Genomic DNA, 19,563 nt, shown 5'->3' with positions numbered 1-19,563 from the left:
TTCAGATTCTGCGGCATTCAGGCGTTGGGGGAACTATGCGGCGGCTCGCCTCTGGCATGACGGCGCTGGCCGCCGCGGTCACCCTCGCGGCCTGCTCCGCCACCGCCCCCCAGCCCGGCGAGGCCGCCCGCAAACCCACCCCGCAAGGCCAGGGACAGCCCGAATACCTCGTCTTCTACGAGCACGGCCGCGGGCGTGAGGCCAAGGCCGCCGTCGAACGCGCCGGCGGCACCACCGTCGCCGACAACACCAAGCTCGGCTACCTCCTCGCCGCCGGGGGCGACGGCGCCTTCCAGGCGGCCGTGGGCGGCGACCCCGCCGTCGTCGGGGTCAGCCCCGACCGCAGCATCGGGCGTACGGCATCGAAGCCCGTCACGCGAGCACTCCCCGACGAGCAGGCGTTCACCAAGCGGGCCGGCGAACCGCTCGCCCCCCGCCAGTGGGACATGCGCATGATCGGCGCCGACCGCGCCAACGCCAAGGTCCCCGGCAGCAAGAAGGTCCTCGTCGGCGTCATCGACACCGGCGTGGACGGCAAACACCCCGACATCGCCCCCAACTTCAACCGCGAGCTCAGCCGCAACTTCGTCACCGACCGCCCCAAGGACGACTACGGCGAGACCCTCGACGGCCCCTGCGAGGCCAAGAACTGCAAGGATCCCGTGGACGCCGACGACGACGGCCACGGCACCCACGTCGCCAGCACCATCGCCTCGCCCATCAACGGCATCGGCATCGCCGGCGTCGCGCCCGGCGTCCAGATCGTCAACATCAGGGCAGGCCAGGACTCCGGCTTCTTCTTCCTCAAGCCCAGCCTCGACGCCCTCACCTACGCCGCCGACATCGGCGTCGACGTCGTCAACATGAGCTACTACGTCGACCCCTGGCTGTTCAACTGCCGCGCCAACAAGTCCGACACCAAGAAACAGCAGCTCGAACAGCGCGCCATCATCACCGGCATGCAGCGCGCACTCGACTACGCGCGCAAGCGCGGCGTCACCCTCATCTCCGCCCTCGGCAACGGCTCCACCGACCTCGGCAACCCCAAGATCGACAAGCAGAGCCCCGGTTACCCCAAGGGCGACGAGAAGGAACGCACGATCGACAACTCCTGCATCAACGTGCCGGCCGAGTCCAAAGGCGTCATCTCCGTCTCCGCGCTCGGCCCCTCCGGCCGCAAGGCCGCCTACAGCGACTACGGCGTCGAGCAGACCGACGTCTCTGCCCCCGGCGGCGACGTGCTCGACGGGCAGGGCGTCAACGTCACCAGGTCCATCCTCGCCGCCGCGCCGGAACACGTGCTGCGCGCCGCGGGCCGCGTCGGCAAGGACGGCAAGCCCAAGGGCGCCGACGTCGTACGCGACTGCACCGGCGGCCCCTGCTCCTACTACCAGTACCTCGAAGGCACCTCCATGGCCGCGCCGCACGCCACCGGCGTCGCCGCCATCCTCATCAGCCGCTTCGGCAAGCCCGGCAAGGGCGGGCTCGAACTCGCCCCCGACACCGTCCAGGACCTGCTCTACAAGACCGCCACCCCCAAGGCCTGCCCCAGCCCGCGCGAGTACACCTACAACGCCTTCGGCACCAGCGAGAAACACCTGTGCCAGGGCGACACCGACGACAACGGCTTCTACGGTCACGGCATCGTGAACGCCTGGAAGGCGGCGACCGCGCAGCCATGATGTACCGCCTCCTCGCCGACGCCGCGATGGGGGTACATCTCGCTTCTCTCGCCTACCTGACCTTAGGCGGCTTCCTCGCCTGGCGCCGGCGCCGCACGATCTGATCCACCTCGCCGTCGCGGCCTGGGGAGTGCAGTCCGTCGTGACCGGCGTCGAATGCCCGCTCACACTCGTGGAAGACTGGGCACGTCGCCACGCGGGCGAGGCAGGTCTGCCCGCGAGCGGCTTCATCGACCACTACATCGAAGGCGTGATCTACCCGGAGGAGTACACGAACGTGGCGCGACCGGCGGTCGCCGTTCTCGTTCTGTTCTCATACGTCGGGTACGTTCTCCGTCGTCAGTGACTGCCAAGTGGTCTGTACCAATTAAGGTAGGACTCGTGACTCGTCGCGCGAAAATCGTCTGCACCCTAGGCCCCGCCACATCGTCCAAGGAACGCCTCCGCGAGCTCATCGCCGCGGGCATGGACGTAGCACGGTTCAACCTCAGCCATGGCAACCATGACATGCACAGAGAGGTGTACGACCGGGTCAGGGAGGTGGCGGCCGACCTCGGCCGCGGTGTAGGCGTCCTCGCCGACCTGCAGGGCCCCAAGATCCGTGTCGGCACCTTCGAGGAAGGCCCCGTCAGGCTCGGCTTCGGCGACGTCTTCACCATCACCGGCGAAGACGTCCCAGGAGACCGCGAACAGGTCTCCACCACCTACAAGGGACTGCCCAACGACGTCAGCCCCGGCGACACCATCCTCGTCGACGACGGCCGCCTCGTGCTCGAGGTCACCCGCGTCGACGGCGACCGCGTCATCACCCGGGTCGTCATCGGCGGCATGATCTCCGACAACAAGGGCCTCAACCTGCCCGGCGTCAACGTCAGCGCCCCCGCGCTGACCGACAAGGACGAAGCCGACCTGCGCTGGGCGCTGCGCACCGGCTTCGACATGATCGCCCTGTCGTTCGTCCGCCGCCCGTCCGACGCCGACGTGGTGCGCAACATCATGGAGCAGGAGGCCGTACGCCTGCCGCTGCTCGCCAAGATCGAGAAGCCGCAGGCCGTCGACCGCCTCCCCGAGATCGTCGACGCCTTCGACGGCATCATGGTCGCCCGCGGCGACCTCGGCGTCGAGCTGCCCCTGGAGCAGGTGCCGATCGTCCAGCGCCGCATCATCGAGCTGTGCCGCGAGAAGGCCCACCCCGTCATCGTGGCCACCCAGATGCTCGACTCCATGATGAACTCCCCGCGCCCCACCCGCGCCGAGACCTCCGACGTCGCCTACGCCGTCATGGACGGTGCCGACGCGGTCATGCTGTCCGGTGAGACCTCCGTCGGCAACTACCCGATCGAAGCCGTCTCCACGATGGACCGCATCGCCTGCGCCGCCGAGAAGTCCTCGCTGCACGCCACCCACACCCTCGAGCGCATGCCCGAGACCACCGGCGGCGCCATCGCCAGGGCCGCCGCCGAGGTGGGCGCCATCGTCGGCGCCAAGGCGCTCATCGCCTTCACCATGTCCGGCGAGACCGCGCGCCGCCTGGCCCGCTACCGCTCGCCCATCCCGCTGCTGGCCTTCACCAGCGCGCCCCACGTACGCGGGCAGCTCTCGCTGACCTGGGGCGTGGAGACCTTCCACGTGCCGTTCGTGCACCACACCGACGACATGGTGCGGCAGGTGGAGGCGTCGCTGCTGTCGCTCGGACGGCTGGAGAAGGGCGACAAGGTCGTCATCGTGGCCGGCTCGCCTCCCGGCACCCCCGGCTCCACCAACGCCCTGCGCGTCCACACCATCGGCTCAGCGGTCTCCCACGCCCACTGACCCCGCCCCGCCCAGCCTCTGGGCCTGCCGCCCGGGGCGGGGTTACGGCGGGCCCCGGGTGCCGACGCGCGGGGTCCGTGGCGAGGGCTTACGGCGGGCCCCCGGTGCCCGACGCGCGGGGTCCGTGGCGGGGGGGCTTACAGCGGGCCTCCGGTGCCCGACGCGGGGGTCCGTGGCGGGTGCTGGTGCGAAGGCCCGCGTGGGGCTCGGCGGGCGTCTTCGTGCCCGCCCGAAGAGGCCCGCGTGCGATTGGGCCGGCGGTTTTGCGCCCGCCCGATCAGCCTTACCGCGGTCCGGCGGCGCCTTCGCGCCCCGCTGGCCGGTCAGCGCGCAGCCGACCGGTCATCGGCCGCTCGGCGGAGTCTTGAGGCCGTTGCCGTCACGCATCGTGGCGGGCCGCCCGTTCGGCGGCCCACCAGGCATAGGCCGGGGTGTCAGTCGTTGGCGTGCAGGGCCGCGTTGAGCTCGACCTTGCCGCCCTGGCGCGGCAGCGCCTCCACCGCGCCCGTCTGTGAGTTACGCCGCAGCAGGATGCCGTTGGAGCCCGACAGCTCGGCCGCCTTCACCACGGTGCCGTCGGGCAGGGTCACCCGCGTGCCCGCCGTGACGTAGAGGCCGGCCTCCACCACGCAGTCGTCGCCCAGCGAGATGCCGAGCCCGGCGTTCGCGCCCAGCAGGCAGCGCTCACCGATCGAGATGACCTGCTTGCCGCCGCCCGACAGCGTCCCCATGATCGAGGCGCCGCCGCCCACGTCGGAGCCGTCACCGACCACCACACCGGCCGACACCCGGCCCTCGATCATCGACGCGCCCAGCGTGCCGGCGTTGAAGTTCACGAAGCCCTCGTGCATCACCGTCGTGCCGGACGCCAGATGCGCACCCAGCCGCACCCGGTCGGCGTCGGCGATGCGCACCCCGGAAGGCAGCACGTAGTCGACCATCCGCGGGAACTTGTCCACGCCGTAGACCGTCACCGGCCCCCGCCCGCGCAACCGCAGCCGCGTCCGCTCGAAGTCCGCCACCGGGCACGGCCCGAAGTTGGTCCACACCACGTTGGCCAGCAGGCCGAACAGGCCGTCGAGGTTCACCCCATGAGGGCGCACCAGACGCGCGGACAGCAGATGCAGGCGCAGGTAGACGTCGTGCGCGTCGGCCGGCGGCTCGGAGAGCTTGGCGATGCCGGTGCGCACCGCCACCACCTCCACGCCGCGCGCCGCGTCGGGGCCGGTCAGCTCGGCCAGCTCCCCGGCCTCATCGCCGGACAGCCGCCGCGTCCCCGCGGCCGGCGCGTCGCCCAGCTCGGGAGCGGGAAACCAGGTGTCGAGTACGGTGCCGTCAGCGGCGATGGTCGCCAGGCCGGTGCCGAAGGCACCGATCGAGGTCGGGTCGATAGCAGTCACGGGCCAAAAATACCGTTCTTGAGCTCAGCCCAGAGCGCCCAGGTCGGCCGACAGCCAATGTTCGGGCCGCATCCTGAACGTCACCAGCACATGGAGATCGGAACCCTGCACATATCCCGACACGGCGTCGGGCGGCAGATAACGGGACGAGATGCGGGTCAGATCCTCCAGCGTCGTCGGCCCCGACCGCACCACAGGGCCCTCCACCGACACGTACCGGTAGGTCGGGCTCGACCGCTGCACCAGCAGCGAGAACCGCCCCGCCTTCGCGATCAGCCTGGCCTTGATCGAGTCGCCGTCGGTCAGGAACCTGACCTCGCCGCCCGGGAGATAGTCGTACCACACGGGCACCGTCAGCGGCCCCCGCCCGTCACCCGACTCCACGGCCAGGCTCGCGATGTGCGGCTCCGCCAGGAACGCCTCCCGATCCGCCAGGCTCAACGGCATCCCACCCCACCCCCGTATTTCATCGATCGTGCAACGGCTATTCCCGCTGGGCGGGATCCCGAAAAGTCCCGACCCCACCATCCTTCACCCTTCCCTCCCTGACGCCTCCCACCCCACGAGCCCCACAGGAACGATCAGTATTTGGGCCCGACGTACCGATCGAGCACCTCCACCGCCTCCCGCCGCGCAACCGACAGCTCGTTGCGATTGTTGAACCGCCAGGCCACGCCGAGCAGGTCGAGTGCCTGGCAGCAGAGGGCCAGGATGTCGGCGGACTCGTTCTTGAAGTGGTAGCGGGGATAGGCGTACCAGCGGACGCCGCTGGGAAGCTCGCGCCGCACCCGGTTGAGGCCGCGGCAGCCGTCGGAGTGGATGAGCCCGCGCACGAACCGGCCCGGATGCGCCCGCACGATCTCCTCCTGCCAGCCGGCCAACCTGATCTCGCGCTCGTGCTTCCTGCCCGGGCCGTGCTGCGGGAAGAGACACGGCCAGTGCAGGGAGTAGCTGGTCACCTCCGTACACCCCTGGCGCTGTCGCCTACCTACCTTGGAGGCCGGCATGGTGTGCGCCATCGAACGGGCGGCTTCCTCGATCAGCCCTGGCCAGGTGTCGTCGCAGAAGATCGAGAGCCGGTGCACCGACCCGACGCGCACGATGTGCCCGTCGCCGAGATAGAGGCCCAGGAGGTGGGCGTAGGCGTGGGCGTCGAGCTCGCGGCCATGGCAGCGGGGACAGCCGTGGCCACTCGGGAAGTCGTCATAACGGGCGCGGCGCGCTCCGGTGCGCCACTTCTGGACGGCTCCGATCGACACGCCGCACGACTCCGCCACCTGACGGTCGGGCAGCCCTCGGGCCGACAGGCGCAGGGCACGGTCAACGGTTTCGCGAGGATGCACACGGCCAGTGTGGCGAACGTCACCGACAGTTTCGGTGCTGCTACGGTGGCGGCTGTGAGGGCCGGGGTGCCGGAAGCGGGATTCGAACCCGCACGCCCTTTCGAGCAGACGCTTTTGAGGCGTCCATGTCTGCCATTCCATCATTCCGGCTGGTATATCCGGACTTGTCCGGATCCGTGACGTACCTTACCGCCGATGCGATCGGTCGAGGGGCGCCAGCGTGGATCTAATCTACCGGACGTCTGTACTCTTCTGCTCGTGAGTACGCAGCGGCGAGTAGTGATCGCGGAAGACGAGGCCCTGATCCGCCTCGACCTCAAGGAGATGCTCCAGGAGGACGGCTACGTCGTCGTGGGCGAGGCCGGTGACGGTGAGCAGGCGATCCGGCTGGCCGACGAGCTGAAACCCGACCTCGTCATCCTCGACGTGAAGATGCCCGTGCTCGACGGCATCTCGGCGGCCGAGCGGATCACCGAGATGCGCATCGCCCCCTGTCTCATCCTGACCGCGTTCTCCCAGCGTGATCTGGTGGAGCGGGCCAGGGACGCCGGGGCGATGGCCTATCTGGTCAAACCGTTCACCAAGGCGGATCTGGTGCCGGCGATCGAGATGGCGGTCAGCAGGCATGACGAGATGGTGGCGCTGGCGGCCGAGGTGTCGAGCCTGTCCGAGCGGCTGGAGACGCGCAAACTGGTCGAGCGGGCCAAGGGCCAGTTGATGGCGCAGCACGGGTGGACGGAGCCGCAGGCGTTCCGGTGGATCCAGAAGGCGTCGATGGATCGGCGGCTGAGCATGCGTGAGGTCGCCCAGATCGTCATCGCGGACGCGGCGGACCGCTCCTGAGGCCGGAGCTCCTGAGGCCGGGACTCCCGAGGGGCGTCGGCCGGGCGCCGGCGTTCCTGAGCCGGGGCTTCCTGGTCCCGAGCGTCCAATGGGCCCGGGCCTTCGCGTGTCCGGTTTCATGCGTTCCTGAAGCCGGAGCGTGCGAGGGTCCCGGCCGGTGTCCGGCGAGGGTGTTCCGTGTGGGTTTCGGGGTGCTTCCGGGTGGGTTTCGGCCGGGCGAAGCGGGTGCCCGAGAATTGGGATGTAAGGGGCTCGTGGGGTGTTTTTTGGTCTGCGTCCGGAAATATCGTCGCTCGGACCTGCCTAGCGAGTCATGTCCGTAACTCTCCTGAAACAAACCATTACTATCAGTGTTTACGACATTACGAATTGGCATAAAAGTATCGGAAGAACTCCCCATTTCACCCCACAACGGGCATGCTGAGCCCGGTAAACCCAGCGAAGGCGATCGTCCCTTCGCTGAGATAGGGGGAGTCTCATCTTGATGAACCGCATTGCTCCGGCCGGCCGCGTCCTGGCGGTCGCGGCCGCGGCGAGCCTGGCACTGACGGCGTGTGGCAGTGACGGCGGCGACACGGCCGCGCAGGAGTCCGCCGCCCCCGCGACCTCGGCGGCCTCCTCGGCTCCGGCGGCGAAGGGCGACGGCACGCTGACGCTCGGCACGGTCCTGCCCCAGACCGGTTCGCTGGCCTTCCTCGGCCCGCCCGAGTTCGCGGGCGTGGACGCGGCGGTGAAGGAGATCAACGAGGCCGGCGGGGTGCTCGGCAAGCCGATCGACGTGGTGCACACGGACTCGGGCGACACCACCACGAACATCGCCTCGCAGTCGGTGGACAAGCTGATCGCGCAGAAGGCGGACGCCATCATCGGCGCCGCGTCCTCGTCGGTGTCGGAGTCGATCATCGACAAGATCACGGGTGCGGGCATGGTGCAGTTCTCGCCGGCCAACACCTCGGACAAGTTCACCACGATCAAGGACGACGGCCTGTACTTCCGTACGGCGCCGCCGGACAAGCTGCAGGGCCGGGTGCTCGGTGACCTGATCGCGGCCGACGGCAACGACACGGTCGGCATCCTCGCGATGCAGGACTCCTACGGCTCGGGCCTGGCCGACCAGGTGACGACGACGGCCGAGGAAGCGGGCGCGAGCGTGGTGGAGCGGGTCGACTACGACCCCAAGGCCGCGGACTTCTCGGCCGACGTCGCCAAGATCAAGGCGAAGAACCCGAAGGCGGTCGTGCTGATCGGCTTCGAGGAGGGCGCCAAGGTCGTCGCGGAGCTGGTCAAGCAGGGTCTGACCGCGGACAAGGTGAAGTGGTACATGGTGGACGGCAACATGTCGAACACCAACTACGAGAAGATGCCGAAGGGCACCCTGAAGGGCGTCAAGGGCACGATTCCGGGCGCCGAGGCGCCGGACGCGTTCAGGGACAAGCTCAAGGAGATCAACAAGGATCTCGACGACTTCACCTACGCCGCCGAGTCGTACGACGCCGCGACCCTGATCGCCCTGGCCGCGGAGGCCGCCAAGGACGACAGCGGCCGCTCCATCGCCGCGAAGCTGGCCGAGGTCAGCAAGGGCGGCGAGAAGTGCAAGAGCTTCAAGGAGTGCGTCGACCTGCTGAAGGCCGGCAAGGACATCGACTACGACGGCGTCAGCGGTCCCGTCGAGTTCGATGACAACGGTGACCCGCAGGTGGCCACGATCGGCGTCTACCAGTACGGGGACGACAACAAGTACCCGAGCAAGGCGATCGAGTACCGTACGGGCAATATCGCGGGCTGACCCCCCGGTTGACCGCCTCTCCCGCGCCGCGCCCGCGGGAGGGGCGGTTTTTCATTGCGGTTTCACTGCTGGTTTCACTGCTGGTTTCACTTGGTCTCAGTGCCGGTTCCGCTGCCGGTTCTCACCGTCGGTTCTCACTGCCGGTTTTCACTGCTGGGGCAGCCCGCAGGCGCGGGCGGCGTACTGGATGAGCCTGTCCTGCAGGGGTTTGGGCGGTGCGACGATGACGACGCGTTCGTCGCCGCCGTCGAGGGTGACGCGTACGGGGAACAGGAACGCCTTCTTGGCCTCGGCGAAGGCGTGGGCGTCGCAGCGGCCTGGGGTGAGGCGGACGGGCAGGCGTACCTGCCGCGCCTCCGCGTCGAGCGTGCCGAGCGGCTCTGCGTGTTCGACGATGTAGTGGGTGGTGCCGCCCATGGAGGTGAGGCGGACGACGCCGGGTCCGCGCCGGGTGACGACGAGGTCGCCGCGCATGACCGCGTCCGAGCCTGATCCGGTCTGTTTCCACTCGGGGCCGAACTCGATGGTCACGGCCTGCTTGACGAGGTGTTCCGAGCATTCGTCGCGCAGCAGCCTGGCCAGGAGGGGGTCGGGGTGCGGCACGGGGAAGGCGACGGCGCGCGGCGGCCGGTCGCCGGTGCTGACCCGGGCGATGACGGTGGCGGGCGCCACCTCGGGCAGGCCGGTGGGCAGGCAGTTGGCGGGGCCGTAGGTGAGGGGCAGGTCGGTGCGTGCGGTCTTGCGGATGGTGGCGTCGGCGCGCTGCGGTGGCAGGGTCTTGAAGGACGCCGTGACAAGTTGGACATCAGCGAAATAAACCGGTGTTTCATGAATATTTCGGACGGCCACTTGAAGGACGTGCACCGGCTCGTCCGAACGGTATTGGGCCAGCGAGACCGTGACCCCCGGCGGCGGTGCGGCCGGCCGCGGGGAAGCCGGCGCGGCGCCGGTGCAGCCCGCCGCGAGGAGCGCCGTCACGAGGGCGGGGGTTATGCGCTTCACCAGATGCACATTAAGCATCCTTACGCAGGTCCCGTAAGTTGAGGAGTGATTACGACTCCGCATCCAAGTGCCGACAGTTCCTCGGCGCATCTGGTTGGAGCATGCGACGATTTTGTACGTTTCCTGCATTCGATCGGGAACGCTCGGCGGTGCTGACGGATCCCGGCCTGGAATGAAGGAGACACTTCATGATCCGCATTGCTCCCGTGGGACGGGCGCTGGCTGTCGTGGCTGCCACCAGCCTGGCCCTGACAGCCTGCGGTGGTGGCGGTGACACCGCCACGCAGACTTCCGAGAGTGCCGCACCGGCCTCTTCCGCTCCCGCGGCGAAGGGCGATGGCACGCTCACCCTCGGCACGCTGCTGCCCCAGACCGGTTCGCTGGCGTTCCTCGGCCCTCCCGAGTTCGCAGGTGTCGACGCGGCGGTGAAGGAGATCAACGAGGCGGGTGGCGTGCTCGGCAAGCCCGTCGCCAAGTTCGACACCGACTCCGGCGACACGACCACGAACATCGCCTCGCAGTCGGTTGACAAGCTGCTTGCCCAGAAGGCCGACGCCATCATCGGCGCCGCGTCCTCGTCGGTGTCCGAGTCGGTCATCGACAAGATCACGGGTGCGGGCGTGGTGCACTTCTCGCCGGCCAACACCTCGGACAAGTTCACCACCATCCAGGACAACGGCCTGTACTTCCGTACGGCTCCGCCGGACAAGCTGCAGGGCCGCGTCCTCGGTGACCTGATCATCTCCGACGGCAACGACACCGTCGGCATCATGGCGATGCAGGACTCGTACGGCACCGGCCTGGCCGACCAGGTCCAGAAGACCGTCACCGACGGCGGCGGCGAGGTCGTCGAGCGCGTCGACTACGACCCGAAGGCGGCCGACTTCTCGGCCGACGTCGCCAAGCTCAAGGCCAAGAACCCCAAGGGCATCGTGCTCATCGGGTTCGAGGAGACCGCCAAGGTCGTCCAGGAGCTGGTCAAGCAGGGCATGCCGGCCAGCAAGCACAAGTGGTACATGGTGGACGGCAACATGTCGAACACCAACTACGAGAAGATGCCCAAGGGCACGCTGACCGGCGTCAAGGGCACCTACCCCGGCGCCGCCGCTCCCGACGAGTTCCGCGACAAGCTGCTCGCCGTCAACCCGAAGCTCGAGGACTACACCTACGCCCCCGAGTCGTACGACGCGGCGAACCTGATCGCGCTGGCCGCCGAGGCCGCCAAGAGCGACGCGGGCGTGGACATCGCCGCGAAGCTGGCCGAGGTCAGCAAGGGCGGCGAGAAGTGCACGAACTTCAAGGAGTGCGTGGACCTGCTGAAGGCCGGCAAGGACATCGACTACGAGGGCGTCAGCGGCCCGGTCGAGTTCAACGACGCCGGTGACCCGGCCGTCGCCACGATCGGCATCTACCAGTACGGCAACAACAACAAGTACCCGGTGAAGGCGCTGGAGTACCGCACCGGCAACATCGAGGGCTGAGCACCACCCGGCACTCGTCAGAGAAGGGCCCGGCCGTCACGGCCGGGCCCTTTCGCGTGCGCTCACGTGCAGCCGGCCACGATCTGGTCGGCGGCGGCGCGGTACTGCTTCAGCAGCGCCACCTGGCGCTCCCTGGGGACGTCGCTTTTGGACAGGCGGGCCGTGGTGAGCTCGACGGTCTCGGCGGCCGGCCGCAGCGAGCCGGGCAGCCGGTCGGCGAACTCCCGCGTGATGCCGTGGGCCTCGGCCAGGCGGCCGATGACGGCGTCCTCGAAGTCCTGCCGGTCCTCCTGGCCTCTGGGCTCCAGCATGAGGCCGGCGTACCCGATGGCCGAGACCACGCGCGCGCACGGGTCGTCGGTTGGGTCACCGCCGGTGCTGTACTTGGCCGAGGAGGACGCCGACTCCTGGCAGCCGACGAGGACGAGGGGCAGGACGAGCGCGACTGTCGCTAAACGGTTCACATGGCACATTGAAAGACGGGGAAGGGCTCCCGTGGGAGTCCCTTCCCCGTCTCGAAAGTGATCCGTTACGCCTTCGCGAGCGTGCCGAGGTACAGCTCGATGACCTTGGGGTCGTCGGCGAGCTGCCGCCCGGTGCCGGTGTAGGCGTTGCGGCCCTGGTCGAGGACGTAGCCGCGGTGGCAGATCTGCAGGCAGCGCCGCGCGTTCTGCTCCACCATGATCACGGTCACGCCCGCCTTGTTGATCTGCTGGGCCTGGATGAAGACCAGGTCCTGCAGCTTGGGCGACAGGCCCGCGGACGGCTCGTCCAGCAGCAGCACGGACGGCTCGGTCATGAGCGCCCTGGCCATCGCCACCATCTGCCGCTCACCGCCCGACAGGGAGCCGGCGCGCTGCTTGCGCCGCTCCTTGAGCGCGGGGAACAGCTCGGCCACGAACTCGAAGCGCTCCTTGAACTTCCCCGGCACCTGGAAGGCGCCCATCTCGAGGTTCTCCTCGATGGTGAGGCTGGGGAAGACGTTGTTGGTCTGCGGGACGTAGCCGACGCCCCGCGAGACCAGCGAGTGGGCCTTCATGTTCGTGATGTCCTCGCCCTTGAGCAGGACCGTGCCGCTGCGGATGTTGACCAGCCCGAACATGGCCTTCAGCAGCGTCGACTTGCCGGCGCCGTTGGGGCCGATGATGCCGATCAGCTCGCCCTGCTGGACGTACAGGTCGGCGCCGTTGAGGATGTTGACGCCCGGCAGGTAGCCCGCGATGAGCTCGTCGCAGCGCAGCACCGCGTCCTCGGCGCCCGCCAGGTGGTCGCTGCGGTCGGTGACGGCCCGCTCGGAGCCCGCCGGGGCCTGCTCCTCGATCTGCTCCTCGGCCTGTCCCTGGGGCGCTTCGTCGGCGCTCACTTCTGCGTCTCCTCTTCGATCTCGGCCTCCAGAGCCGCCTCGGCCTCGTGGAGCTGCGTCTCAAGGTCGCCTTCCGAGAGCGGCGCGTCGTGGTGGGCGCCCAGGTAGGCGTCGATCACGCGCTCGTCGGACATGATCGTCGAGGGCGGCCCCTCGGCGATCACCGCGCCCTGCGCCATGACGATCACCCAGTCGCTGATGTCGCGGACCATGTCCATGTCGTGCTCGACGAACAGCACCGTCATGCCCTGCTCGCGCAGGTCCTTGACGTGGCCGAGCAGCGACTGCGTCAGCGCGGGGTTCACGCCGGCCATCGGCTCGTCCAGCATGACCAGCTCCGGCCGGACCATGAGCGCGCGGGCCATCTCCAGCAGCTTGCGCTGGCCGCCCGACAGGGACCCGGCGAAGTCGTCGCGCTTGGCGTCGAGCTTGAAGCGGGCCAGCAGCTCCTCTGCCCGCTCGGTGATCTCCTCCTCCTGGCCGCGCCAGAAGGCCGGGATCATGGCGCGCCAGAAGCTCTCGCCCTTCTGGTGCTGGGCGCCCAGGCGCATGTTCTCCACGACGGTCAGCCGGGAGAGCGCCTTGGTGAGCTGGAACGTGCGCACCATGCCGGCCCGCGCGACCTTGTGCGCGGGCACACCGTTCATCGGCCGCCCGTTGAACGTCCACGAGCCCGCGTCGGCCGTGTCGAAGCCGGTGAGCTGGTTGAAGAACGTCGTCTTGCCCGCCCCGTTGGGGCCGATCAGCGCGGTGATGGAGCCGCGCTGGATCTCGACGTGCTCGACGTCCACGGCGGTGAGACCGCCGAAGCGGCGCACCACCTTGTCGACCACGAGGATGGGGTCCGGCTTGGGCACGCCGGGATCGCGGGCCAGGTCCTTGAACGCGGCCAGGGCGGCGGCCTTGCGGTCGCCTGGCGTCGTCTGGGTCTCAGCGTGCATCGATTGCTATCTCCCTCTTGTCACCAAAGATGCCCTGTGGCCGGAAGACGAGCAACAGGATGAGTCCGAGACCGACGAGGACGTAGCGCAGGGCACCGACCTGGTTGGTGTCGATGATGGTGATGTAGCCGGCGGCGACGGCCTCGCTGAGCACACCGTTCAGCAGGACGAGCAGCACCCAGAACAGCGACGCGCCGACGACCGGGCCGAGCACGCGCGCCGCGCCGCCCAGGATGATCATCGTGTAGAGGTAGAACGTCGTCTCCGTGCCGAACACGTCCGGCTGCACGGAGCCGTACGCCAGGCCGTAGATGAAGCCGCCCAGCGAGCCGATGACGCCACCGAGGATGAGCGCCTGCATCTTGTACGAGAACACGCTCTTGCCCAGGCTGCGCACCGCGTCCTCGTCCTCGCGGATGGCCTTGAGCACGCGGCCCCACGGGCTCTTCATCAGCAGGAAGACGATGAAGCAGCACAGCACGATGAGCAGCCAGCCGACGGTCAGCACCCACATCGAGCGGTTGTTGAAGAACAGCGGCACGGGCCCGAGGTTGAAGCCGTAGTCACCCTCGGGGTACGGGTTGAGCGCGTAGAAGCCGTCGCTGAAGCCGCGCTGGCCGTCGGAGCCGCCGAAGACGTCCTTGAACGTCACCGAGCGGAAGACGAGCCGGACGATCTCGGCGGCGGCGATGGTGACGATGGCCAGGTAGTCGGCCCGCAACTGCAGGGTCGGGATGCCGAGCAGGATCGCCAGGATGATCGCCCCGACGATGCCGACGCCGATGCCGATCCAGAACGGCAGGCCCATGACGGTGACCGTGACGGCCAGGCCGTAGCCGGCCACGCCCATGAACGCCGCCTGGCCGAAGTTGAGCAGGCCGGTGTAGCCGAAGTGGATGTTCAGGCCGATGGCGGCGAGGCCGTACAGCACCGTCTCCACGTTGACCGCGGACTTGATGGTGGTGCTGAGAATCGTGATCCAGTCCATTCTGATCCTCCCCCGATCAGCCGATCCGCTCGCGGCGGCCGAGGATGCCCTGCGGCCGGACGAGGAGCACGATGATGAGCACTGCCAGCGCGCCGACGTTCTTGAGCTCCGGCGGCACCCACAGCGTGGAGACCTGGATGAACAGGCCGACCACGAGCGAGCCGACCAGGGCGCCGAACGCGGTGCCGAGGCCGCCGAGCGTCACACCCGCGAAGATGAGCAGCAGGATCTCCTGGCCCATCGTGTACTTCAGGTTCTGGGAGAGCGCGAGCATGATGCCGGCGAGGGCGGCGATGGCGCCGCCGCCGGTCCAGATGATCCTGATGACCCGGTCGACGTTGATGCCGGAGGAGGCCGCGAGCGCCGGGTTGTCGGCCACGGCGCGGGCCGCCTTGCCGGTGCGGGTGCGCAGCAGCGCGAACCCGACGATGATCAGGACGACGAGCTCGATGCCCATCGCGACCAGGTTCTTGGGTGCGGCGGAGATGGGCCCGATCTCGATGCCGGGCTGGGCGGTGTACTGCGCGAAGGACTCGGTCTGGCCGCCGAAGAAGATCAGGAAGACGTAGCGCATGAAGAGCGCGACGCCGATCGAGATGATCATCATGGCGATGATGCCGGTGCCGCGCCTGCGCAACTGGCCCCAGAACAGGCGGTCCTGGAAGTAGCCGAGGACCGCCGCGGCGATGACGGCGATGAGCGCGGCGGGTATGAGATGCAGCCCCAAACCGACGTTGAAGCCGTAGGCCAGCAGAGCGCCCAGGGTGACCAGCTCACCGTGGGCGAAGTTGGTCAGGCCGGTGGTGCCGTAGATCAGCGACAGGCCGAGCGCCGCCAGGGCGATGATCAGGCCGAGGTTGAGGCCCTCGAAGGTGAGCTGCGCGGCCTGGGCCCAGAACGTGCCGGCGGCGCCGGCGTCCTCCTGCTGCTCCTGGCCGGGCGCGCCCTTGGGCTGGAGCGCGAACAGGACGGCCGAGCAGTTGCCCTCGTAGACGGTCGGCGTACGGGTGTTGTTGCCGCCGCGCACCTCCGCGTTCTGCGGGAGGGTGCTGGGGTCGAGGGCGACCTTGTATTTACCCGGCTCCTCGACCTGAACTTCCCACGTGCCCTCGGGATTGGTGGTGACCTCCTCGACGGGTTGCCCGCTTTCGGTGGTCACGGCGATTTTCACGCCGTTCACTGGCTGGCCTTGGAGTTTGAGCGTTCCCCTCAATCCCTGGCAGTCCGTCGGATCCGCGTGCGCGGGGCCGGCGAGCAGGAAGATGAGTCCACTCAGAAAGGCCGTGAACGCGATCACGGCTCTGCGCAATGGTGCTCCCTCAAGTAGGTCAAGGCGGGGTTGTGCCCCTCCATCTCGACACGCGCGCATCGCAGGCACAACTGGGATGCAATGGCGGGAGCTTATTGCGGAGACGCCCGTTTCAGTATCGTTCGTCACCAATTAGTGACATGTGTGTGTCAGTGATGTGAGCAAACAACACGGCAGGTCAGGGGCTAAATCGCGGTAGACGCCTGGCATCTTGAGGAAACGATCTCGTAACGATCGGAAGATGAAGATTGACGAGCCCGCGGGGGCGGCCGTTGGGGCCATGTCAGGCATCCCCGGCCGTACACGGGAGCACCCCGCATACGCGGGGCCGGACACGTTTTCTACTTGGCTTCCCCGCGGGCTCTGGTGAAGCAACCGTAGCGACCCGCGGGGGGCATGCGCAAAGGGTCGGACGAAGTGACGTAAGGGGCACTACGGTCAGGCGTCACGCAGCATGCAGGTGAGCCGCGAGGTGCACACCCTCCTGCCCTGCTCATCGGTGATCTCGATGTCGTACGTCGCCAGCGTCCTGCCTCCGTGCAGCCGGGTCGCGACCCCCGTCACCCAGCCAGAGCGGGCCGAGCGGTGATGGGTGGCGTTGATCTCGATGCCCACGGCGATCCGCCCGGCCCCGGCGTGCACGGCCGCGCCCACCGAGCCCAGCGTCTCGGCCAGCACCGCCGAGGCTCCGCCGTGCAGCAGCCCGTACGGCTGCGTGTTGCCCTCGACCGGCATGCGGCCCACCACCCGCTCAGGCGAGACCTCGAGGAACTCGATGCCCAGCCGGTCGGCGAGCGTTCCTTCGTGCATGTCGCCGAATATCGAGACGTCCATAGGGTCGGTCTGCGTCAAAGTGACGCCTCCACTCTTCCGAGCTCGGGTTTTCTGTCGGAGACGCAGACTAGGCTGCCTGTGTGCCGAAGAGTGAAGTGACCCCCAGCCGCCCGTGCCTGCTGCTGCTCGACGGGCATTCGCTGGCCTATCGCGCGTTCTACGCGCTCAAAGACGCCAACCTCATGACCACCGACGGTCAGCACACCGAGGCGGTCTACGGGTTCACCTCGATGCTGACCAACATCCTGCGCGACGAGCAGCCCACCCACGTCGCGGTGGCCTTCGACCGGTCGGAGCCGACGTTCCGCCACGAGGAATACGCCGACTACAAGGCCAACAGGAGCGAGACGCCCGAGGACTTCCGCGGTCAGATGCAGCTCATCTACGAGCTGCTCGACACGCTGCGCATCCCGCACCTGTCCAAGGCGGGCTTCGAGGCCGACGACATCATCGCCACCCTCGCCACCCGCGCCCGCGAGCAGGGCATGGACGTTTTGATCGTCACCGGCGACCGCGACGCGCTGCAGCTGGTCGACGAGCACGTCACCGTCCTGATGACCCGGCGCGGCATCAGCGACATGACCCGCTTCACCCCCGAGGCGGTCCAGGAGAAATACGGCCTGACCCCGCAGCAATACCCCGACTTCGCCGCGCTGCGCGGCGACCCCAGCGACAACCTGCTGAGCATCCCCGGCGTGGGGGAGAAGACCGCCGCCAAGTGGGTGCGCGAGTTCGGCTCGCTGACCGCGCTGGTCGACCGGGTCGACGAGGTCAAGGGCAAGGTCGGCGACAAGCTGCGCGAGCACGTCGCCCAGGTGCTGATGAACCGCCGGCTCACCGAGCTGCTGCGCGACGTCCCCGTCGAGGCCGAGCCGGGCGAGCTCGAGCAGGGCGCGTGGGACCGCGAGGAGATCAACAAGCTGTTCGACACCCTGCAGATCCGCGGCGAGCTGCGCGAGCGGGTGTTCAAGGTGCTCGGCACCGGCGAGCAGGAGCCCGAGCAGGGCTTCGAGGTCGAGACCGTGCTGCTCGGCCCCGACCGGGTGGCCGGCTGGCTCGCCGCGCTCCCCGAGGGCCGCGCCGGGCTCGCCTTCAAGGGCGCCTACGGCCGCGGCACCGGCCGCATCGACGCCGTCGCTGTCGCCTCACCCGACGGCACCGCCGCCTACATCGACCCCGTCAAGCTCACCGAGGGCGACGAGGCGGCCCTGCGCGCCTGGCTGGGCGACGAGACCAGGCCCAAGGCCGTCCACGACGCCAAGGGGCCCATCCTGGCCCTGTGGGCGCAGGGCATGGAGCTGCGCGGCCTCAGCTGCGACACCGCGCTGGCCGCCTACCTCGCGATGCCGGGCCAGCGCACGTTCGCGCTCGAAGACCTCGCCCGCCGCTACCTCCACCGCGACCTGCGCGCCGAGCACGAGGACAACGGGCAGGCCGCGCTGTTCGGCGACGACGAGGACGCCCCTGCCAAAGACCTCGCGCTGCGCGCCAGCGCCGTGCGCGAGCTGGCCGACTCCCTCGAGACCTTCCTGGCCGGCCGCGGCGGCACCCAGCTGCTCGGCGACGTCGAGCAGCCGCTGCTGACCGTGCTCGCCGAGATGGAGCGGGCCGGCATCGCCGTCGACAGCGAATACTTCGCCGCCCTTGAGGCCGAGTTCGGCGCCGCGGTCAAGCACGCCGTCGAGGAGGCCCACCGCTCGATCGGCGAGCAGTTCAACCTCGGCTCGCCCAAGCAGCTGCAGGAGATCCTCTTCGTCCGGCTCAACCTGCCCAAGACGAAGAAGATCAAGACCGGCTACAGCACCGACGCCGACCAGCTCGCCTGGCTCGCCACCCAGACCGAGCACGAGCTGCCCACGATCATGCTGCGCCACCGCGACCAGCAGAAGCTGCGCACCACCGTCGAGGGCCTCATCAAGGAGATCGCCGACGACGGGCGCATCCACACCACCTTCAACCAGATCATCGCCGCCACCGGCCGGCTGTCGTCGGAGAAGCCCAACCTCCAGAACATCCCGATCCGCACCGCCGAGGGCCGCCGCATCCGGCAGGGCTTCACGGTCGGCGAGGGCTACGAGACGCTGCTGACCGCCGACTACAGCCAGATCGAGCTGCGCATCATGGCTCATCTGTCGGGCGACGAGTCGCTGATCGAGGCGTTCGAGTCGGGCCACGACTTCCACCAGGCCACCGCCGCGCGCGTCTTCGACCTGCCGCCCGAGCAGATCGACGGCGAGCTGCGGGCCCGCATCAAGGCGATGAACTACGGCCTGGCCTACGGGCTGTCCGACTTCGGGCTCGCCGGGCAGCTCAACATCCCGGTGGCCGAGGCGCGGGCGCTGAAGGAGGAATACTTCCAGGAGTTCGGCGGCGTCCGCGACTTCCTGCACGCCATCGTCGCCCAGGCCCGCACCGACGGCTACACCGAGACGATCATGGGCCGCCGGCGCTACCTGCCCGACCTCACCAGCGACAACCGCCAGCGCCGCGAGATGGCCGAGCGCATGGCGCTCAACGCGCCCATCCAGGGCTCGGCCGCCGACATCATCAAGGTCGCCATGCTCAACGTGCGCCAGGCGATCCGCGAGGAGGAGCTGGCCTCGCGGATGCTGCTCCAGGTTCACGACGAGCTGGTGTTCGAGGTGGCGCCAGGCGAGCTCGACCAGCTCACCCAGCTGGTGCGCGACCAGATGAACGCCGCCTACCGGCTGCGGGTCCCGCTGGAGGTCTCGGTGGGCGTCGGCCGCACCTGGGAGGACGCGGGCCACTAGCCGCGAAA

The 19,563-nt window shown here is 68.8% G+C and carries 17 protein-coding genes and 1 tRNA gene; 7 read left to right on the top strand and 11 right to left on the bottom strand.

Translation table 11 applies throughout. The features are described from left to right. The first annotated feature begins 35 nt into the window (after window positions 1–35). From ACFFR3_RS14315 to pyk, 3 genes are all read left to right on the top strand, one after another. Window positions 36–1,682, top strand: coding sequence for a S8 family peptidase (locus ACFFR3_RS14315; protein WP_379483254.1), 1,647 nt, complete (start codon window positions 36–38; stop codon window positions 1,680–1,682). 142 nt (window positions 1,683–1,824) lie between these two features. Beyond that, on the top strand, window positions 1,825–2,028 hold the full coding sequence (locus ACFFR3_RS14310) for a DUF2784 domain-containing protein (RefSeq protein ID WP_345401499.1): 204 nt from the start codon (window positions 1,825–1,827) through the stop codon (window positions 2,026–2,028). A gap of 35 nt (window positions 2,029–2,063) precedes the next feature. After that, window positions 2,064–3,494 (top strand): pyruvate kinase, encoded by a 1,431-nt coding sequence (pyk, locus tag ACFFR3_RS14305; protein WP_364366196.1) that lies wholly within the window; start codon window positions 2,064–2,066, stop codon window positions 3,492–3,494. Window positions 3,495–3,928: 434 nt separating this feature from the next. Here pyk and dapD read toward each other — a convergent pair whose 3' ends face one another. The 4 genes from dapD to ACFFR3_RS14285 form a co-directional block, all read right to left on the bottom strand. Further along, a complete protein-coding gene (gene dapD, locus ACFFR3_RS14300; RefSeq protein ID WP_364366198.1) occupies window positions 3,929–4,894 on the bottom strand; it encodes a 2,3,4,5-tetrahydropyridine-2,6-dicarboxylate N-succinyltransferase in 966 nt (321 codons plus the stop codon). A gap of 24 nt (window positions 4,895–4,918) precedes the next feature. After that, the gene (locus ACFFR3_RS14295; RefSeq protein WP_345401508.1) at window positions 4,919–5,341 is read right to left on the bottom strand and encodes a pyridoxamine 5'-phosphate oxidase family protein; all 423 of its coding nucleotides are present in this window, start codon (window positions 5,339–5,341) and stop codon (window positions 4,919–4,921) included. Between the two features lie 134 nt (window positions 5,342–5,475). Then, a complete protein-coding gene (locus ACFFR3_RS14290; protein WP_345401511.1) occupies window positions 5,476–6,237 on the bottom strand; it encodes a helix-turn-helix domain-containing protein in 762 nt (253 codons plus the stop codon). A gap of 67 nt (window positions 6,238–6,304) precedes the next feature. After that, window positions 6,305–6,387, bottom strand: a tRNA-Leu gene (locus ACFFR3_RS14285). Between the two features lie 129 nt (window positions 6,388–6,516). Here ACFFR3_RS14285 and ACFFR3_RS14280 point away from each other — a divergent pair. Together ACFFR3_RS14280 and ACFFR3_RS14275 are read left to right on the top strand one after the other, a co-directional pair. Beyond that, complete coding sequence (locus ACFFR3_RS14280; protein ID WP_345409702.1) at window positions 6,517–7,080, top strand: ANTAR domain-containing response regulator; 564 nt, start codon at window positions 6,517–6,519, stop codon at window positions 7,078–7,080. A gap of 484 nt (window positions 7,081–7,564) precedes the next feature. Then, the gene (locus ACFFR3_RS14275; RefSeq protein ID WP_345401514.1) at window positions 7,565–8,866 is read left to right on the top strand and encodes an ABC transporter substrate-binding protein; all 1,302 of its coding nucleotides are present in this window, start codon (window positions 7,565–7,567) and stop codon (window positions 8,864–8,866) included. A gap of 147 nt (window positions 8,867–9,013) precedes the next feature. Here the strand turns inward: ACFFR3_RS14275 and ACFFR3_RS14270 are convergent, their stop codons facing one another. Next, window positions 9,014–9,868, bottom strand: coding sequence for a hypothetical protein (locus tag ACFFR3_RS14270; RefSeq protein ID WP_379483253.1), 855 nt, complete (start codon window positions 9,866–9,868; stop codon window positions 9,014–9,016). A gap of 188 nt (window positions 9,869–10,056) precedes the next feature. Between ACFFR3_RS14270 and ACFFR3_RS14265 the strand changes: the two genes are divergently transcribed. Then, window positions 10,057–11,349 (top strand): ABC transporter substrate-binding protein, encoded by a 1,293-nt coding sequence (locus ACFFR3_RS14265; RefSeq protein ID WP_379483252.1) that lies wholly within the window; start codon window positions 10,057–10,059, stop codon window positions 11,347–11,349. Between the two features lie 62 nt (window positions 11,350–11,411). On the opposite strand, the gene ACFFR3_RS14260 is transcribed toward ACFFR3_RS14265, so the two are convergent. From ACFFR3_RS14260 to ACFFR3_RS14235, 6 genes are all read right to left on the bottom strand, one after another. Next, the gene (locus tag ACFFR3_RS14260; protein ID WP_345401526.1) at window positions 11,412–11,813 is read right to left on the bottom strand and encodes a hypothetical protein; all 402 of its coding nucleotides are present in this window, start codon (window positions 11,811–11,813) and stop codon (window positions 11,412–11,414) included. 65 nt (window positions 11,814–11,878) lie between these two features. Further along, window positions 11,879–12,712 (bottom strand): ABC transporter ATP-binding protein, encoded by an 834-nt coding sequence (locus ACFFR3_RS14255; protein ID WP_345401529.1) that lies wholly within the window; start codon window positions 12,710–12,712, stop codon window positions 11,879–11,881. Further along, entirely contained in the window at window positions 12,709–13,653 is a 945-nt protein-coding gene (locus ACFFR3_RS14250) for an ABC transporter ATP-binding protein (RefSeq protein WP_345401532.1), read from the bottom strand. The genes ACFFR3_RS14255 and ACFFR3_RS14250 overlap by 4 nt, the downstream gene beginning before the upstream one ends. Continuing rightward, complete coding sequence (locus tag ACFFR3_RS14245; protein ID WP_345401535.1) at window positions 13,643–14,641, bottom strand: branched-chain amino acid ABC transporter permease; 999 nt, start codon at window positions 14,639–14,641, stop codon at window positions 13,643–13,645. The genes ACFFR3_RS14250 and ACFFR3_RS14245 overlap by 11 nt, the downstream gene beginning before the upstream one ends. Window positions 14,642–14,657: 16 nt before the next feature. Further along, window positions 14,658–15,800 (bottom strand): branched-chain amino acid ABC transporter permease, encoded by a 1,143-nt coding sequence (locus ACFFR3_RS14240; RefSeq protein ID WP_345401538.1) that lies wholly within the window; start codon window positions 15,798–15,800, stop codon window positions 14,658–14,660. 588 nt (window positions 15,801–16,388) lie between these two features. Beyond that, the gene (locus ACFFR3_RS14235; RefSeq protein ID WP_345401541.1) at window positions 16,389–16,760 is read right to left on the bottom strand and encodes a PaaI family thioesterase; all 372 of its coding nucleotides are present in this window, start codon (window positions 16,758–16,760) and stop codon (window positions 16,389–16,391) included. Window positions 16,761–16,864: 104 nt separating this feature from the next. Here ACFFR3_RS14235 and polA point away from each other — a divergent pair, with 104 nt between their 5' ends. After that, window positions 16,865–19,555, top strand: coding sequence for a DNA polymerase I (gene polA, locus ACFFR3_RS14230; protein ID WP_364366209.1), 2,691 nt, complete (start codon window positions 16,865–16,867; stop codon window positions 19,553–19,555). The last annotated feature ends 8 nt before the right edge of the window (window positions 19,556–19,563 follow it).

Origin of the sequence: Nonomuraea salmonea (genome assembly GCF_042428605.1) — a bacterium.
Classification (GTDB): domain Bacteria; phylum Actinomycetota; class Actinomycetes; order Streptosporangiales; family Streptosporangiaceae; genus Nonomuraea; species Nonomuraea salmonea.
This window is presented reverse-complemented; position numbering and strand designations above follow the sequence as displayed.

Coding starts and splice junctions, on each gene's coding strand:
- ACFFR3_RS14315 (WP_379483254.1), top strand. CDS start 36: ATGCGGCGGCTCGCCTCTGGCATGACGGCGCTGGCCGCCGCGGTCACC.
- ACFFR3_RS14295 (WP_345401508.1), bottom strand. CDS start 5,341: ATGCCGTTGAGCCTGGCGGATCGGGAGGCGTTCCTGGCGGAGCCGCAC.
- ACFFR3_RS14275 (WP_345401514.1), top strand. CDS start 7,565: ATGAACCGCATTGCTCCGGCCGGCCGCGTCCTGGCGGTCGCGGCCGCG.
- ACFFR3_RS14265 (WP_379483252.1), top strand. CDS start 10,057: ATGATCCGCATTGCTCCCGTGGGACGGGCGCTGGCTGTCGTGGCTGCC.
- ACFFR3_RS14250 (WP_345401532.1), bottom strand. CDS start 13,653: ATGCACGCTGAGACCCAGACGACGCCAGGCGACCGCAAGGCCGCCGCC.
- ACFFR3_RS14245 (WP_345401535.1), bottom strand. CDS start 14,641: ATGGACTGGATCACGATTCTCAGCACCACCATCAAGTCCGCGGTCAAC.
- ACFFR3_RS14235 (WP_345401541.1), bottom strand. CDS start 16,760: ATGCACGAAGGAACGCTCGCCGACCGGCTGGGCATCGAGTTCCTCGAG.